This is a genomic window from Achromobacter sp. CF-sbj1-Ac2-l (assembly GCF_052698165.1).
Window position 1 is genome coordinate 4,066,937 of the sequence record NZ_CP199855.1, and the last position, 14,990, is coordinate 4,081,926.

Here is a 14,990-nt window from a genome sequence, read left to right on the forward strand (position 1 = left end):
ACCGGCGTGCCGAGGCGGGGCGTTGACGTGGATCAATGCTTGTAACATTGCGGCAGCAATCCGCGCCGCTACACTGCCCGCTGCCCTCTTTCGACTGCCCCCTGCCGCCATGTGGTCCCTGCTCAAACGGCTGTTCGCCGGCCCGCCCGCGCCGCCCGACCCCTACGCCGAAACCATCCGCTTCGACGACAGCGGCTTCACCCGCGCCATGGGCACCGAAGCGACGGGCGGCCGGCGCCAGTTCTGGCCGTGGGAGGCCGTCGACGAATTCGGTTTCCGCTTCACCGAGGCGCTGTTTCCCGATCCGTGGGCCGGCGCTTACATGGAAGGCCTATGGTACGTCCGGGTGCGCGACGACGGCTCGCCGATGGCGGTCGAGTTCGGCCAGGAACACCTCGACCTGGCCGCCCTGCCACCGGCGCTGCTGCGGCACATGCCGGGACTGGACGTGCAGGCGCTGCGCGAGGGATTGGCCGTGGCCAAACGCGGTATCCATCACTTCGAGGGCGAAGGCAACTGGGTCGGCTGGCGGCGCGATCCGCATTGCACCTGAAAAGCCCTCACGGTAACATCTGCGGCTAAATATTTCGTGGCTGCCGCCCGCCGTGGAAACACGTAGAGAACCCACCCTGAGCCCGGAAGGCGCCAACACGCCGCTGCCGTCCGCGACATCGGCGGCCCGCGGTTCCCCACGACCCAGCCGCGCCCTGCGGGCATGGACCTGGGGCCTGTACATCGGGTTGTGGCTGCTCCTGTTGATCTTCAAGTCCGACGGCGCGGACGGCGTCGCGGACCCCGCCGAGTCGCTGGGCTACCGCGTCGGCAGCGCGGTCGGCAGCGCCATCGCGCTGGTACTGCCCGCCGCCGTGGTGATCCTGGCCCTGTCGCTGTTCAAGCGCTTTCGCACGCCGTTGCACCGCATGCGCGCGGCCTTCGCCACCGGCCTGCTGCTGGCGGCCGCGGCCGCCGTCCTGGCCGGCCTCGCGGCCTATCGCGAAACGCAGAAGGCCACCGCGCTGGCCGAGATCCGCCGCACCGGCGAATGGATGCGCGCCGCGCTCAACGCGCCCGACCATCCGCCCGGCGACGTGCCGGACATCGACGCCACCCCCAAGGCGCATGGCGTGTATGGCGAGATCGAGCGCGGCGTCAAGATCATCCTGGGACAGCGGGTGGCGCAGTACCGCGCCTACATGAAGGAACTGGACGAGGTGCGGCTGTCGGACCTCTTCATCCCCAACCGTCTGGCGCGCGACCGCGGCATGGTGGAAAGCCGGCTGATCCTGGAACAATCGCAGCGCGTGGTGCGGAAATACAGCCAGCAGAACCAGCGGCTGCTGGCCGACGTGCCCGTCACCATCCGCTCGCTCGACCTGAGCGAGCAGCAGAAGGACCGCATGGTCGAAGGCGCGATCAAGGCGCGGCCGCAGCAGAAGGCAACGCTGGCGCGCAACTGGGAGCTGGAGCGCCAGACGCTGGACGAGTTCGAGAAGATGATCAATCTGCTCGACGACAACCGCCGCGCGTGGCGCGTGGAGCACAACGAGATCGTGTTCGACCGCGACAGCCTGTTGAACCGGTTCCGCGCCCATCAACTGGCGGTGCGCCAACTGACCGAGGAACGCGCGCGGCTGGAATCGCAGCAGTTCGACAGCCTGACCTCGGTGCTGCGCTGACGCGGGTCGTCGGCGCCCGGGCGCGAAGGCGGGCCGGGCGCGATCGAGCGTCAGCTCCCCGCCTGATCCAGCCCCTGCTTCAGATCGGCCAGGATGTCGGCGGCGGTTTCCAGCCCGACCGACAAGCGCAGCAGGCCTTCCGACAGGCCATACTTTTCGCGGTCTTCGGCCGTATAGCTGGCGTGCGTCATGGTGGCCGGATGCTGGATCAGCGTTTCCGGATCGCCCAGGCTGACAGCGATGCGCGCCAGCTTCAGGCTGTTCAGCAGGCGCCGGCCCGCGGCCAGCCCCCCCTTCAACTCGAACGCCACCAGCCCGCCGCCGGCCGCCTGCTGACGCTGCGCGATCTCGGCGCCGGCCGTGCCCGCCAGGCCCGGATAGAACACGTCGGCCACCGCCGCGTGTTCGCGCAGGAACTTCGCCACCTTCAATGCCGATTCGCTGTGACGCTCGACCCGCAATTCCAGCGTCTTCAGGCCGCGCAGCACCAGGAAGGCGGTGAACGGCGACAGCGTCGCGCCGGTGAAGTAACGCAGGCCCTGCAGGCGGATCGCGTCGATGTGCTGCTTGCGGCCAACCACCGCCCCGGCCAGCAGGTCGCCATGGCCGCCCAGGTACTTGGTGGCCGAGTGCAGCACGATGTCGGCGCCGTGTTGCAGCGGCCGTTGCAGCACGGGCGTGGCGAAGGTGTTGTCGACGATGGTCAAGAGCCCCTTGCCGCGCGCGATGGCCGAGATGGCGGCGATGTCGACCAGCCGCAGGTTGGGGTTGGCCGGCGTCTCGAAATAGACCGCGCGGGTCTTGGGGCCGATGGCGGCGGCCACGGTTTCCGGGCGCGTGAAATCGGCGAACACGGCGTTGATGCCCAGGCGCGGCAGCCCCTGCGCGAACAGCGTGAAGGCGGTGCCGTAGACGATCTGGTCGACCACGATCTCGTCGCCGCTTTGCAGCAGCGACAGCAGCGTGGCCGAGATCGCCGCCATGCCCGACGCGGTGACCACGCCGGCCTCGGCGCCTTCGAGCGAGGCCAGCCGCTCTTCCAGCAGGGCCTGGGTCGGGTTGCGGGTGCGGCCGTAGACGTAGCCCGATTGTTCGCCGAGGCGAATGCGGTCGAAGGCCTCGATGCTGTCCTGGGTGTAGGTGGAGGTCAGGTAGAGCGGCGGCGACAGCGCGCCCAGCTCGTCCAGCGGGTCGTAGCCCAGGTGGATGGCGCGGGTGGCGAAGCCGTGGTGTTGCGAGTCGGACATGGATACCTCCGGGAATCAGCTCGGGGATGCGGACGGCGCGGCGCCGTCAGCGCTTGTGGTCGGCGCGGCGCGACAGCCATTCGCCGGTGAATTGCACGATCGAGACCAGCGCGATCAGGATCACGATCACTTCGAACATCACGCGGGTCTCGTAGCGTTCGTAGCCATAGCGGATGGCCAGGTCGCCCAGGCCGCCGGCGCCCACCGCGCCGGCCATGGCCGAGGCGTTGATCATGGCGATGACGCTGACGGTCATGCCGCCGATGATGCCGGGCAACGCCTCGGGCAGCAGCACGTGGCGCACGATGTGCCAGCGGCGGCAGCCCATGGCGCGCGCGGCCTCCACCAGGCCGTGGTCGACATCGTTCAGGCTGACCTGGGCGATGCGCGCGAAGAACGGCACCAGATTGGCGGACAGCGGCACGATCGCGGCCCAGGTGCCGAGCGTGGTGCCGACCAGCATGCGCGTGAACGGCAGCATCGCCACCAGCAGGATGATGAAGGGGATGGCGCGGAACGTGTTCACGGTGATCGACAGCGCTTTGTTCAGGCGCGGCCGCGGATACAGGTTGCCCGGCGCGGTGACGGTCAGCACCACCGCCAGCGTCAGGCCGGCGGCGATCGCGATGAGCGCGGACACGCCCACCATGGTCAGCGTCTGCAGGAAGGCCTGCAGGTATTTATCCAGCATCGGCAGCGACATAGCCCAGTACCTCGATCTGATCGGCCACCAGCGCGGCGCGCGCGGCCTCTTCCTGTAGAACGGCGGCCGGCACCGACACCAGCAGGCTGCCCTGGGCGTGGCCGCGCAGGCGGTCCAGCCCGCCATGCAACAGCGTCGCGCCCGGCCCCAGCGCCGCCAACGCCTGCAGCGAGACGCCCTCGGGACGGCCCTGCCCGGTGAAGCGCAGCCGCAGCACTGCCAGGCCCGCGCCGCCTTGCAGGTCCGGCACCAGCCGCGCGGCCAGGTCGGCCGGCAGGTCATGCTGCAACGGCCGCAGCAACGCACGGGTGGCATCGGCCTGGGGATTGCCGAACACGCGCCAGACCTCGCCGTGCTCGACCTTGCGGCCGCCGTCCAGCACCAGCACCTTGTGGCAGACCTCGCGGATCACCGCCATATCGTGCGTGATCAGCACCACCGTCAGGCCCAGCTTGCGGTTGATGTCGCGCAGCAGCGCCAGGATCGACTGAGTGGTTTCGGGGTCGAGCGCCGAGGTGGCCTCGTCGCACAGCAGGATCTCCGGGTCATGCACCAGGGCGCGGGCGATGCCCACGCGCTGCTTCTGGCCGCCGGACAGCTTGGAAGGATAGGTGTCGGCCTTGTCGCGCAACCCGACCAGGTCCAGCAGCGCGTCGACCTTGGCGCGCGCCTCGGCCGGCTTGACGCCCGCGACACGCAGCGGCAAGGCCACGTTCTGCGCCACGGTCTTGGCCGACAGCAGGTTGAAGTGCTGGAAGATCATGCCGATGCGGCGCCGCAGGCCGACCAGCGCATTTTCGTCCAGGCCGCCGACGTCCACGCCGTCGACCCGCACCTGGCCGGCGCTGGGCCGCTCCAGCATGTTGATCGAGCGCAGCAGCGTCGACTTGCCGGCGCCGCTGCGGCCGATGATGCCGAACACCTCGCCGCGCCCGATGGAAAAGGAGATATCGGCCAGCGCCGTTACCGTGCCCTGCGGGCCCTGGTAGCGTTTCTGCAGGCCGTCGAAAACGATGTGGGCGTCTTGCGCCGCGTCGGCGGCGGGCCGCAGGGCCGGATCCGCCAGGGGGATGTCGTGTTGCATCATGCTGTGTTCCCGAGCCGCCCGCGCGGCGGCGCGTGCCGCTCCGCGAGCGAGGATGGCGGCGGCGCCGGCTGGCGCCGCCGCGCGTTCCGGCTCAGAAGACCGGGATCACCGAGCCTTCGTACTTGCTCAGGATGAACTGGCGCACCTCTTCGGAGTGATAGGCCTTGACCAGCTCGGGCACCCAGGGCGCGTTCCTGTCTTTCTCGCGCACGGCGATGATGTTGACGTAGGGGTTGTTCTCTTTCTTCTCGACCGCGATGCCGTCGCGCGTGGCGATCAGCCCGGCCTGGTAGGCGAAGCTGTTGACGATGGCGGCGGTGTCGACGTCGGGCAGCGAACGCGCCAGCACCACCGAGGCGCTTTCGACGAAGTCGAGCTTGCGCGGGTTGGAGGTCACGTCGGCCAGCGTCGCGGTGCCCGTGGCCGGATCGAAGCCGTCCTTGAGCGTGATCAGGCCCTGGTCGCGCAGGATCACCAGCGCACGGGTCTGGTTGCTGGGATCGTTGGGGATGCCGACCTTGGCGCCTTCGGGCAGGGCCTGCAGCGACTTGTATTTCTTCGAATAGAAGGCGATGGGCGAGATCAGCGTATTGGCCACCGACACGAGTTTGTAGCCGCGCTGCTTGATCTGGTCGTTCAGGAACGGGATGTGCTGGAACGCGTTGGCGTCCAGGTCGCCGTTGTTGAGCGCCTCGTTGGGGCTGGCGGTGCCGGTGATGACCACCGGCTCGACGGCCAGGCCGTTCTTCTTGGCGACCTGCGCCACCACTTCCCAGATCTGTTCGTCGACGCCGCCGCGCACGCCGACCTTGAGCGGCTTGGGATCGGCCGAGAAGGCCGGCCCGTGGAACATGGCGGCCGCGGCCAGCACGGCGCCCAGCAGGGCCTTGGCCAGCGTGCCCGCGCGGGCGGTGTAAGTGCGGGGAGTCATATGGAAATCGCCTCTCAGTCGATACGGTTATGAGGAGACGATTCTAGGGATGGCCCCTGCGCGCGCGAACGAATAGTTGGTTGAGTCGTTATTACAGGGGTGTTTGGATATGGCGCCGGCGCATAAGTGGCGCCTCAGAACGGCTTGACCACCACCAGCGTCACGATGACCGCCGCGGCGACCACCGTGAGCGGCGCGTACAGGTCGACCAGCGGCGCGCGTTTCACGCTGCCCTGCGACTGGCGGCGCAAGGCAGCGCTCTGCACGCCCAGCAGGCCCGACAGGACCAGCGCCAGCGCGATCTTGATCCAGATCCAGGTCATCGCGAACCAGCCGAAGGTCACGGCCAGGTGCAGGCCGACCAGCCACGCCAGCACCATCGCCGGCGTGGTCACGAACAGCGTCCAGCGGCGCAGCGCGCCCAGCATCCTGCGTTCCTTGGGCGCCTCGTCGCTGTCGGGCGGCTGCGACGACAGCAGGAACAGCGACACGAACAGGGAGCCGCCCAGCCATGCGACCACGGCGGCGACATGCAGCATTTTGAGTAATTGGTAGGTCATGCGCGCGATTATCGCCGCAGCGGCGCGCGCCAGGGTGGAATCGGGTCCGACGGGTTTGCGCTACGGCAAAGACCGACGCCGGCGTTCACGGCGCCAGCGCCTTGAGCACCCGCAACGCCAGCCGCACCCGCGCCTCATTCGGATAGTTGCGGTTGGCCAGGATCACGATGCCGAGCTTGCGCGACGGCACGAACGCCACGTAGGCGCCGAAGCCATTGGTGGCACCGGTCTTGTTGATCCACACTGCCTGCTGCGGCGCCAGCGGCGGTTGCAGGGCCTTGACCGGCAGGGTCTCGAACGCGACCTGGGCGGAATTGCCGTGCACCAGGTCTTCCACCGACACCGGGTAACGGTACTGTTCCCAGATCAGGTCCTGCGTCATCGCGCCCAACTGGTAATAGCCGGTGTGGGTCTCGGCGATGGCGCGCTGCAGCGTGGCATCGACCGGCGCGGTGCCCAGGTTGATCTCGACGAAGCGCAGCATGTCGCGGGCGCTGGACTTCACGCCATAGGCCTCGTCCGCCAGCACGCCCGGGTTCACGCGCACCGGCGCATCCTGCTTGTCGTAGCCCTGGGCGTAGTCGGGCATCTTGCCCGGCGGCACTTCCAGGTAGGTATCGCGCAGGCCCAGCTTGGGAAACAGCCGCTGCTCCATCGCCACCACGTAGGGCTCGCCCAGCGCGCGCGCCGCCACCACGCCCAGCATGCCGATGCTGGGGTTGGCGTAGGTGCGGCGCGTGCCAGGCGCGTACCACGGGGTCCAGGCCTTCAGGTGGTCCATCAGTTGCGCCATGCTCTGCACCGCGTCCGGCACCTGCAAGGGGAAGCCGCCGGCGGTGTGCGTGGCCAGGTTCACCAGCGTCAGCCTGGCGAATTCGCTGCCTTGCAGCTCGGGCACCCACTTGGCCGGGCTGTCGGTGAGCGACAGGCGGCCCGTGGCCTGGGCGTAGGCGGCCAGCGTGACGGTGAAGGTCTTGCTGATCGACCCCAGTTCGAACAGGGTGTCGCTGGAGACCGCGCGGCGCGGCGCGCGCGAGGCGTCGCCGTAGTTGAAGAAGCGCTGCTCGCCGTCGCGGCTGACGCCGATGGCCATGCCGGCGATGCCGTACTCGCGCATGACCTCGGCCACGGCGGCGTCGACGGCGGCGGTGGCGCGATCGGCCTTGGCGGACGCGGGTGCCGGCGTCGCGGATGCCTTGGCGGTGGATGCCGGCGAGGATGCGGGCGTGGATGCGGGCGTGGATACGGAGGTCGATGCCGTGGTTGCCTTGGCGGCGGGCGCTTGCGCGACGGCCGGGCCGGCCGAGGCGGCGCCGGCCAGGGCCAGCGTCAACGTCATGGACAGCAGGGAAATACGGAACATTGCCGGAGCGCGCATGCGGGGTCGTCCTTTCGTTTTCCGGCCGGCGCGTGCCGGCGGTTCGGCGCCCAGTGTAGAGCCAATCCGGCGCCCCCTTGGTATTAACCCTGAGTCCCGCCCGCGCCGAATTTTGGCTATTCTCGGTGCGTCGATTCAAAACCCCGCAGAAGAGTCCCGCCCCCGTGGCGGGCGCCGACGGAGCAACCGCCCCGGAAACTCTCAGGCAACAGGACTGCGCGGTCTAGACAATCTGGAGAGAGGCGCCTGGCGCCCACCGAAGGGGAACCCGCGCCGCCGCGCCCGGGTGAAGCTCTCAGGTACAGAGACAGATGGGGTGCCACGATCATTGGGTCGTGGCCACGCCATCTGGAGCCATCATGCCCCGCATCGCCATCATCGGCGCCGGTATCACCGGCGTCACGTCCGCCTACGCCTTGAGCAAACTGGGCTACGACGTCACCGTCTACGACCGCCAGCGCTATCCCGCCATGGAGACGTCCTTTGCCAACGGCGGCCAACTGTCCGCCAGCAATGCCGAAGTGTGGAACAGCGCCGCCACCATCATGAAGGGCCTGCGCTGGCTGGGCCGCCACGACGCGCCGCTGCTGCTCAATCCGCGCCCGAGCTGGCACAAGTATTCGTGGCTGGCCCAGTTCATGGGGCAGATCCGCAACTACCGCCAGAACACCATCGCCACCACCCGCATGGCGATCGAAGCGCGCGAGCACCTGTACGCCATGGCGGTGGACGAAGGCATCGACTTCGACCTGCAGCGCCGCGGCATCCTGCACATCTACCATGACGCCGCCAGCTTCGAGACCGCGCGCCGCGCCAACGCGCTGCTGCGCGAAGGCGGGCTGGAGCGGCACGCCGTCACGCCGGAGGAAATCCGCGGCATCGAGCCGACGCTGCAAACGCCCTGCCACGGCGGCTTCTACACGCCGTCCGACGCCACCGGCGACATCCACAAGTTCACCAGCGGCCTGGCGCAGGCGTGCCTGCGGCGCGGGGTGCGTTTCGAACAGGACGCGGACATCCGCGCCATCAGCCGCGACGGCCTGCCCTACGTGCTGGATATCGCGCGTGCAGAAGGCGCGCGGCGCGAACAGCACGAAGCCGACGCCATCGTGGTCTGCGCCGGCGCCGCCAGCCGCCAGTTCGCGCGGCAACTGGGCGACCGCCTGAACATCTACCCGGTCAAGGGCTACTCGATCAGCGTGCACCTGGACGACGCCGCGAGCCAGGCCGCCGCGCCCACCGTGAGCCTGCTGGACGAGGCCGCCAAGATCGTCACCAGCCGCCTGGGCGACCGCTTCCGCGTGGCCGGCACCGCCGAGTTCAATGGCTTCAACCTGGACATCCGCGCCGAACGCATCCAACCCCTGGTGGACTGGACCCGCCGCCATTTCCCCGGCGTGCGCACCGCGCGCGTGGTGCCGTGGTGCGGCCTGCGGCCGATGATGCCCGACATGATGCCGCGCGTCGGCCCTGGTAAGCGGCCGGGCGTTTTCTACAACACCGGGCACGGGCATCTGGGATGGACGCTGTCGGCGGCGACGGCGCAGATGCTGGCGGCGAGCGTCAGGCAGGCGGTGGCGTTGCCTTAAGCCCATGCCAGGAGATGGCACGCCGGGAGATCATGACCGCGATGGACAAACGCACCAAAAAAAGACCATTGTTCTCCCGTGGACAATAAGACCCACCCCAATTCATGGCCGGACTAAATAAAGACTACAACCGGTCCACACCCTAACCTCAGGGAGTCCGCGCCATGAAGTATTCGACCCAAGTCAAACCCATCTCCTACCTCAAGAGCCACGCCGCCGAGATCGTCACGACGTTGACCGAAACACGCGAGCCCCTGCTCATCACGCAGAACGGCGAAGCCAAGCTCGTCGTCATGGACGTCAAGAGTTTCGAGGAGCAGGAGCAAGCGATGGCCCTGCTACAACTGCTTGCCCACGGACGGCGGGAAATCGAGGAAGGCCGAGTCTCGCCTGCCGCAGACGTGTTCGCCCGCATAGATGCGTTGGATGAGGAAGACGAAGAGTGAACCATCAAGTTCTTTTGCTTGATGGCGCCGAAGAAGACCTGCAGCTTGAGCGCCCTGCGGGTCGGACGACGGCAAGATGCCCCGCCTCTTCCCGCAGCCATGCCCGCAATGCCGCCACACGCCGGTCATCGGCATCGCTAGCGCGCCAGCAGTTGCGGCACCGACGACGCCAGCAGCGTCAGGCCCGAGCACGTCAGCAGCCCCAGCACCACGCGACGGAACGTCACGTCGGAAATGCCGATATACAAACGCGTGCCCAGCAGCGTGGGGATCAGCATCGCCGGCGCCACCACCGCGAACATCGGCGCCATGTCGCGCGTAACGATGCCGGTGGTCAGGTAGATCGCCATGGTCACCGACAGCATCGACAGATTGAAGTTCTGGATCACGGCGCGCTGCGTGTCCTTGTTGAAGCCGCGCAGCGTGCACCACAGCGTCGGCACGCTGCCGGCGAAACCGCCGATGCCGCCCAGCACGCCTCCCGCCAGGCCGACCGCGCCGTCGCCCCAGCGGTTGCCGCCAATGCGGGGCAGGCGCTGCGCCACCAGCATCACCGGGCACCATAGCGCCAGCAACGCGCCCAGCACCGCCTTGAACCAGTCCATGTCCAGGTGCGGCAGGACCAGCACGCCCAGCGGGATGCCGGCCAGCCCGCCCAGCAGGAACGGCCACAGCAGCGGCCAATTGAAGCCTCGGCGCACCGAGAACACCGCCAGCAGTTGTCCGGTCAGCGCGCCGAACACCGCCAGCGCCGCCGCCAGCCGCGGGTCCAGCACCCAGGCCCAGAACGACATGGCCACCATGCCGAAGGCAAAGCCCGACAGCCCCTGCACGAAGCCTGCCGCGGCAGCGCCGATCGCCACTATCCACACCGCATCCATGCCCTGCCTCTCCTCGTTGTCGTGAACGGCGACGCGTGTCGGCCGGTCCGTGTCTTGTGACGGCAGATTCTAGGCGCGCCCCGGCGCGGCGCGTATTTGAAGTGCTGATGAGGCGATAGGTTTTCGGTAATGGCACCCGCGGCCCCGCGCAATCAGAGGAAGATCGCGCCGCGCAGGTACAGCGCCGCCTGACCGCTGATGATGACGCGGCCGTTGTCGCGCACCTCGCAGCGCAGTTGCCCCTTGCGCGCCCCGCCCTGCTCGGCGCTCAGGACCGTCTTGCCCAGGCGCTGCGCCCAGTATGGCGCCAGCGAGGTATGCGCGGAACCGGTCACCGGGTCTTCGTTCACGCCCACCCGCGGGCCGAACCAGCGCGACACGAAATCGTGGCGCGCGGACGGCGCGGTCACCGCCACGCCGCGCACGTCGAAGGCCGCCAGCGCGGCGAAGTCCGGCTTGAGGCCGTCGATCAGCGCTTCGTCGTCGATCACGACGAGGTAGTCGTCGGTGCGGTACAGCGCCCGCGCCTCGGCCAGCCCCAGGGCCTGCAACAGGCCGGGCGGCACGGCCTCGGCCACCGGCTGCTTGGCCGGGAAGTCCATCGCCAGGCCGTCGCCGGCGCGACGCACCTGCAGTTCGCCGCTGCGGGTGGCGAACCGCAGCACCTCGTCCCTGGCCCCGAGTTGCTCGAACAGCACCCAGGCTGTCGCCAGCGTGGCATGGCCGCACAGGTCGACCTCGACCGCGGGCGTGAACCAGCGCAGGTCGTACAGGTCGCCGCGCCGCACGACATAGGCGGTTTCGGACAGGTTGTTTTCCTCGGCGATGCGTTGCAGCGTGGCGTCCGGGAGCCAGGCGTCCAGCGGCACCACCGCGGCGGGATTGCCGCCGAAGGGCGCGGCGGAGAAGGCGTCTACCTGGTAGAGATCGAGTTGCGGCATGGAAGATCCTCGGATGCGATGAAGTCGGCGGCGCGCGCAGGCACGCCATGCGGCATTTTGCTACGAAAACGGCGAGCGCCTGGCCGCCAGGCGCCCGCCCGCGCAGGCCAGCCCCGAATTGAAGGGCGCTAGCGAGGCATGGCCTCGCGCAGCAGCGCTTCCAGCCGGTCCAGGTCGGCGTCCTGCCGCGCGCTGTAGCCGATGACCACGCCTTGCGGCCAGGACACCCGCCGGCAGAAGTCCGCGACCGGCTGGATGCCCACGCCCCATTCACGGGCGCGGGTCAGCAGGGCCGCGACGTCGAAGCCGGACGGCGGCCACCACACCAGGTGAAAGCCGGTCTGCTCGCCGCTGACGCGCAGCGGCGCCGCGCCTGACGTCTCGCGCAGCATGGCCATGACGCGGTCGCGGCGGCCGGCGTAGACCGAGCGCGCCTTGCGCACGTGGCGCGCGAAGCCGCCGTCCTCCAGGAACGTGGCCAGCGTCATCTGCTCGATCACGCTGCACGAACGTCCGGTGACGTAGAGCGCGCGGGCGAAGGCCGGCGCCAGCGACCGCGGCACCACCGCGTAGCCGATGCGCAAGGCATTGAAGAGCGTCTTGTTGAAGCTGCCGAAGTGAATCACGCGGTCGGCGCCGTCCAGGCTTTTCAGCGCCGCCAGCGGCGCGCCGTCGTAGCCGAACTCGCTGTCGTAGTCGTCGTCGAGGATCCAGCAGCCGGTCTGCGCGGCCCAGTCCAGCAGTTCCAGGCGACGCGACACGGGCATGGTGACGCCGGTGGGCGATTGATGCGCCGGCGTCACGTGCGCCAGCCGGGCGCCGCGCTGGCGCCGGGCGCGCGCGACCGAGAAGCCGTGCTCGTCGATGGCGATGGGCACGATGCGCCGCGTGTACTGGCTGAACAGCGGCTCGGCGTTGAGGTAGCCGGGGTCTTCGACCAGCACCTTGTCCCGCGGCGTCAGCAGCAGGCGCGCGCTCAGGTCCAGGCCGTCGCGGATGCCGGTCAGCACCACCACCTGGCCGGCGTCGCAGGCGATGCCGCGCGCGGCGCCCAGGTAGCGGGCGATCTGCTCGCGCAGCGGATACCAGCCCAACGGATCCTCGTGCGCCAGTTGCGCCGGCGTGACGCGCCGGGCACTGGCCATCAGGCCCTTGCGCCAGGTTTCCATGGGGAACAGCGAGGCGTCGGCGCTGCGCGCCATGAAGGAGGACGCGTCACGGCGCGGGGCCGGGGCCGACGGATCGGCGGCCCCGGCGGCCTGCCCGCCCGCCGCGGCGCGCGCGCGGTCAGGCGCCGCGGCCGCGCCCGGTCCGCTGGCCGCGCCGTCATCGCCAGGCAGGCCGTGCCGGAAGAAATTGTCCGGGATGACCGCCGCCACGTAGGTGCCGGAACCGACCGCGCCTGCGGTATAGCCCTCGCCGCGCAACTGGTCGTAGGCGGCCTCGACCGTGGAGCGGGCCACGTGCCAGCGCGCCGCCAGGTCGCGGGTGGACGGCAGCCGCCCGCCCGAGGGCAGCACGCCGCGCAGGATCCGTTCGCGGATCTGCCGGTAGACCCAGGCCTGCTTGGATTCTCCCGCGCGCGGCGGGTCGACCGGCAGGTCGAGGCTGGATTCCAGCCGGGCATCGCGCACCATTGGCTTGCTCATGTAAGTGGCTTGCTCATGTGAGTGGCTTGCTCATATTCATGGAAATGGCCCTATTTCACCCAGCCATTCTATCCCTACATTACGCCCATCGACCCGTCTTTCGGAACCGTGCCATGCCCACCCACACCATCACGCTCGCCAGCGGCCAATTCACCTGCGATGGCGCCACCTCGATCCTGGACGCCGCGCTGGCCCAGGGCGCGGCCGTGCCCTTCTCCTGTCAGCGCGGCGAATGCGGCGCCTGCCGGGCGGTGGTCACCGCCGGCCGCCACGAACGCATCGCGCCGCCCAATGAACGTTCCTACGTCACCGCCGACGACGAACTGCTGATGTGCCAGTGCCGCGCCGCCAGCGACCTGACGCTGCGGTTTCCGCATTGGCAGGCCCCGCCCCGGCCGCTGCAGCGGCGCGAGGCCACCGTGCTGTCGCGCGCGCCGCTGACGGCCGACGTCACCCGGCTGGTCATCGCGGTGCGCGGCGAAGCCGCCTTCACCTGGCAGGCCGGCCAGCACGTGCGTTTCCTGCTGGAAGACGGCAGCCAGCGCCCCTTCTCGATCGCCAACGTACCCGCCGCCGCCGGCCCCGCGCAACTCGAATTCCACATCCGCCGCATGCCCGGCGGCGGCTTCACCGAACGCATCCTGCCGCGCCTGATGCCCGGCGATACGCTGTCCCTGGAAGGCCCGCAGGGCGCCTGCGTCTGGCCGGCCGACGGCTGGCCCGCGGACATCGAGCACCTGGTGCTGCTGGCCACCGGCACCGGCTACGCCGGCATCCATCCGATCCTGATGCAAGCGCTGCGGGACCCGCGCTTCAAGCGCGTCACGCTCTACTGGGGCGGCCGGACGGAGGACGATTGCTACGCGGGACCGCTGCTCGATGCGCTGCAGGGCAAGGGCGCCGGTTTCGCCTGGCATGCCGTGCTGTCGGAGACCCCGGCCGCGCCGGCCGCCGCCCCCTGGCACGTACAGGACGCCGCCCTCGCCGCCGGCCATGACTGGGCCCGCGCCGTGGTCTACGCCTGCGGCAACCCGGCGATGGTGCGGGCGGCCCGCGAGCGGCTGGGCGCCGCCGGGCTGGCGCGCGACCGCTTCCACGCGGAAGCGTTCCTGCCCTCGCAGGACGCGGCCGCCGCCGGCGCGCCGGCCGCCCCCGCCCATCCCTGGGAACGGGTCGGCAGCCACTTCACCCTGGCCGGCATCCTCGAGGCGCGCCGCCGCTCGCGCGACGCGGTGCGCGAGATCGCCGCGCTGATGCGGCCCGGGATGACCACGCGCGAGGCGGTCAACGCGGCCGACGCGCACCTGCGCCAGATGGGCTCCTCGCACAACTGGCACCCCACCTACATCCGCTTCGGCCCCGACTCGCAGTCGCCCGCGGTGCAGCCCACCGACTGCCAGCGCCGCCTGCGGGAAGAGGACGTGTTCGTGGTCGACATCGGTCCGGTCTGGGACGGCTACGAGGGCGACTACGGCGACACCTTCGTGCTGGGCGCCGACGCCGACCATGAGCGCTGCGCCGAGGCCGCGCGCCAGGTATTCGAGCGCACCCGCGAGGACTGGCTCCAGGGCCTGACCGGCGCCGCCCTGTACGACCGCGCCGAGGCGCACGCCCGCCAGCACGGCTGCGAACTGGTGCGCGAGATCCCGGGCCACCGCGTGGCGGATTTTCCGCACGCGCTCTACGGCAAGCACCAACTGGCGCAGGCGGATTTCGTGCCCGCCGACGGCATCTGGGTGCTGGAGATCCAGGTGCGCGACCGCGCGCTGCCGATCGGCGCCTTCTATGAGGATGTGCTGCTGCGGGAAACGACGGCGCAAGCCGACAGGGCGACGACCTAGGGTTTGTCCCCATGCCAGTCATGTCGATCCGCGGGATGCTCGAACGTCGAACCAGTACGCT

General features: G+C 69.6%; 14 protein-coding genes and 2 riboswitches. Of the genes, 5 read left to right on the forward strand and 9 right to left on the reverse strand.

Features of this window, described 5'->3' with window-relative positions; all coding sequences use genetic code 11:
• Positions 1-109 precede the first annotated feature (109 nt).
• Together ACUDCK_RS18450 and ACUDCK_RS18455 are read left to right on the forward strand one after the other, a co-directional pair.
• Positions 110-553 (forward strand): hypothetical protein, encoded by a 444-nt coding sequence (locus ACUDCK_RS18450; RefSeq protein ID WP_064527853.1) that lies wholly within the window; start codon positions 110-112, stop codon positions 551-553.
• A 52-nt stretch (positions 554-605) separates the two neighbouring features.
• The gene (locus tag ACUDCK_RS18455) at positions 606-1,676 is read left to right on the forward strand and encodes a hypothetical protein (RefSeq protein ID WP_064527855.1); all 1,071 of its coding nucleotides are present in this window, start codon (positions 606-608) and stop codon (positions 1,674-1,676) included.
• Positions 1,677-1,726: 50 nt separating this feature from the next.
• Here ACUDCK_RS18455 and ACUDCK_RS18460 read toward each other — a convergent pair whose 3' ends face one another.
• The 6 genes from ACUDCK_RS18460 to blaELC all read right to left on the reverse strand — a co-directional run bounded on the left by ACUDCK_RS18460 (position 1,727) and on the right by blaELC (position 7,582).
• Complete coding sequence (locus ACUDCK_RS18460) at positions 1,727-2,923, reverse strand: trans-sulfuration enzyme family protein (protein WP_064527857.1); 1,197 nt, start codon at positions 2,921-2,923, stop codon at positions 1,727-1,729.
• Positions 2,924-2,969: 46 nt separating this feature from the next.
• The gene (locus tag ACUDCK_RS18465; protein WP_026383015.1) at positions 2,970-3,626 is read right to left on the reverse strand and encodes a methionine ABC transporter permease; all 657 of its coding nucleotides are present in this window, start codon (positions 3,624-3,626) and stop codon (positions 2,970-2,972) included.
• On the reverse strand, positions 3,604-4,713 hold the full coding sequence (locus ACUDCK_RS18470) for a methionine ABC transporter ATP-binding protein (protein ID WP_054501991.1): 1,110 nt from the start codon (positions 4,711-4,713) through the stop codon (positions 3,604-3,606). The genes ACUDCK_RS18465 and ACUDCK_RS18470 overlap by 23 nt, the downstream gene beginning before the upstream one ends.
• A 91-nt stretch (positions 4,714-4,804) precedes the next feature.
• A complete protein-coding gene (locus ACUDCK_RS18475; protein ID WP_054501990.1) occupies positions 4,805-5,644 on the reverse strand; it encodes a MetQ/NlpA family ABC transporter substrate-binding protein in 840 nt (279 codons plus the stop codon).
• 134 nt (positions 5,645-5,778) lie between these two features.
• Complete coding sequence (locus ACUDCK_RS18480) at positions 5,779-6,204, reverse strand: CopD family protein (protein ID WP_054501989.1); 426 nt, start codon at positions 6,202-6,204, stop codon at positions 5,779-5,781.
• 85 nt (positions 6,205-6,289) lie between these two features.
• On the reverse strand, positions 6,290-7,582 hold the full coding sequence (gene blaELC, locus ACUDCK_RS18485) for an ELC family class C beta-lactamase (protein WP_244976818.1): 1,293 nt from the start codon (positions 7,580-7,582) through the stop codon (positions 6,290-6,292).
• Between the two features lie 136 nt (positions 7,583-7,718).
• Positions 7,719-7,809: riboswitch (glycine riboswitch) on the forward strand.
• Between the two features lies 1 nt (position 7,810).
• A riboswitch (glycine riboswitch) is annotated at positions 7,811-7,897 on the forward strand.
• Between the two features lie 44 nt (positions 7,898-7,941).
• Between blaELC and ACUDCK_RS18490 the strand changes: the two genes are divergently transcribed.
• Positions 7,942-9,171: a D-amino acid dehydrogenase gene (locus ACUDCK_RS18490; protein WP_054501987.1), complete on the forward strand. Its 1,230-nt coding sequence runs from the start codon at positions 7,942-7,944 to the stop codon at positions 9,169-9,171.
• 164 nt (positions 9,172-9,335) lie between these two features.
• The gene (locus tag ACUDCK_RS18495) at positions 9,336-9,617 is read left to right on the forward strand and encodes a type II toxin-antitoxin system Phd/YefM family antitoxin (protein ID WP_064527860.1); all 282 of its coding nucleotides are present in this window, start codon (positions 9,336-9,338) and stop codon (positions 9,615-9,617) included.
• A 137-nt stretch (positions 9,618-9,754) separates the two neighbouring features.
• Here ACUDCK_RS18495 and ACUDCK_RS18500 read toward each other — a convergent pair whose 3' ends face one another.
• The 3 genes from ACUDCK_RS18500 to pdxR form a co-directional block, all read right to left on the reverse strand.
• On the reverse strand, positions 9,755-10,498 hold the full coding sequence (locus ACUDCK_RS18500; RefSeq protein WP_064527862.1) for a sulfite exporter TauE/SafE family protein: 744 nt from the start codon (positions 10,496-10,498) through the stop codon (positions 9,755-9,757).
• Positions 10,499-10,650: 152 nt separating this feature from the next.
• Entirely contained in the window at positions 10,651-11,439 is a 789-nt protein-coding gene (locus ACUDCK_RS18505) for a PhzF family phenazine biosynthesis protein (protein WP_054501984.1), read from the reverse strand.
• Between the two features lie 128 nt (positions 11,440-11,567).
• The gene (gene pdxR, locus ACUDCK_RS18510) at positions 11,568-13,088 is read right to left on the reverse strand and encodes a MocR-like pyridoxine biosynthesis transcription factor PdxR (RefSeq protein WP_081273633.1); all 1,521 of its coding nucleotides are present in this window, start codon (positions 13,086-13,088) and stop codon (positions 11,568-11,570) included.
• A 113-nt stretch (positions 13,089-13,201) separates the two neighbouring features.
• Here pdxR and ACUDCK_RS18515 point away from each other — a divergent pair, with 113 nt between their 5' ends.
• Positions 13,202-14,929: an NAD(P)H dependent flavin oxidoreductase family protein gene (locus ACUDCK_RS18515; RefSeq protein WP_064527866.1), complete on the forward strand. Its 1,728-nt coding sequence runs from the start codon at positions 13,202-13,204 to the stop codon at positions 14,927-14,929.
• Positions 14,930-14,990 lie beyond the last annotated feature (61 nt).

Bases quoted from the DNA above. Each gene is read 5' to 3' on its own strand.
- ACUDCK_RS18460 (WP_064527857.1), bottom strand. From the start codon at position 2,923: ATGTCCGACTCGCAACACCACGGCTTCGCCACCCGCGCCATCCACCTG.
- pdxR (WP_081273633.1), bottom strand. From the start codon at position 13,088: ATGAGCAAGCCAATGGTGCGCGATGCCCGGCTGGAATCCAGCCTCGAC.
- ACUDCK_RS18490 (WP_054501987.1), top strand. From the start codon at position 7,942: ATGCCCCGCATCGCCATCATCGGCGCCGGTATCACCGGCGTCACGTCC.
- ACUDCK_RS18515 (WP_064527866.1), top strand. From the start codon at position 13,202: ATGCCCACCCACACCATCACGCTCGCCAGCGGCCAATTCACCTGCGAT.
- ACUDCK_RS18505 (WP_054501984.1), bottom strand. From the start codon at position 11,439: ATGCCGCAACTCGATCTCTACCAGGTAGACGCCTTCTCCGCCGCGCCC.
- ACUDCK_RS18465 (WP_026383015.1), bottom strand. From the start codon at position 3,626: ATGTCGCTGCCGATGCTGGATAAATACCTGCAGGCCTTCCTGCAGACG.
- ACUDCK_RS18470 (WP_054501991.1), bottom strand. From the start codon at position 4,713: ATGATGCAACACGACATCCCCCTGGCGGATCCGGCCCTGCGGCCCGCC.
- ACUDCK_RS18495 (WP_064527860.1), top strand. From the start codon at position 9,336: ATGAAGTATTCGACCCAAGTCAAACCCATCTCCTACCTCAAGAGCCAC.
- ACUDCK_RS18450 (WP_064527853.1), top strand. From the start codon at position 110: ATGTGGTCCCTGCTCAAACGGCTGTTCGCCGGCCCGCCCGCGCCGCCC.
- ACUDCK_RS18500 (WP_064527862.1), bottom strand. From the start codon at position 10,498: ATGGATGCGGTGTGGATAGTGGCGATCGGCGCTGCCGCGGCAGGCTTC.
- ACUDCK_RS18475 (WP_054501990.1), bottom strand. From the start codon at position 5,644: ATGACTCCCCGCACTTACACCGCCCGCGCGGGCACGCTGGCCAAGGCC.
- blaELC (WP_244976818.1), bottom strand. From the start codon at position 7,582: ATGCGCGCTCCGGCAATGTTCCGTATTTCCCTGCTGTCCATGACGTTG.
- ACUDCK_RS18480 (WP_054501989.1), bottom strand. From the start codon at position 6,204: ATGACCTACCAATTACTCAAAATGCTGCATGTCGCCGCCGTGGTCGCA.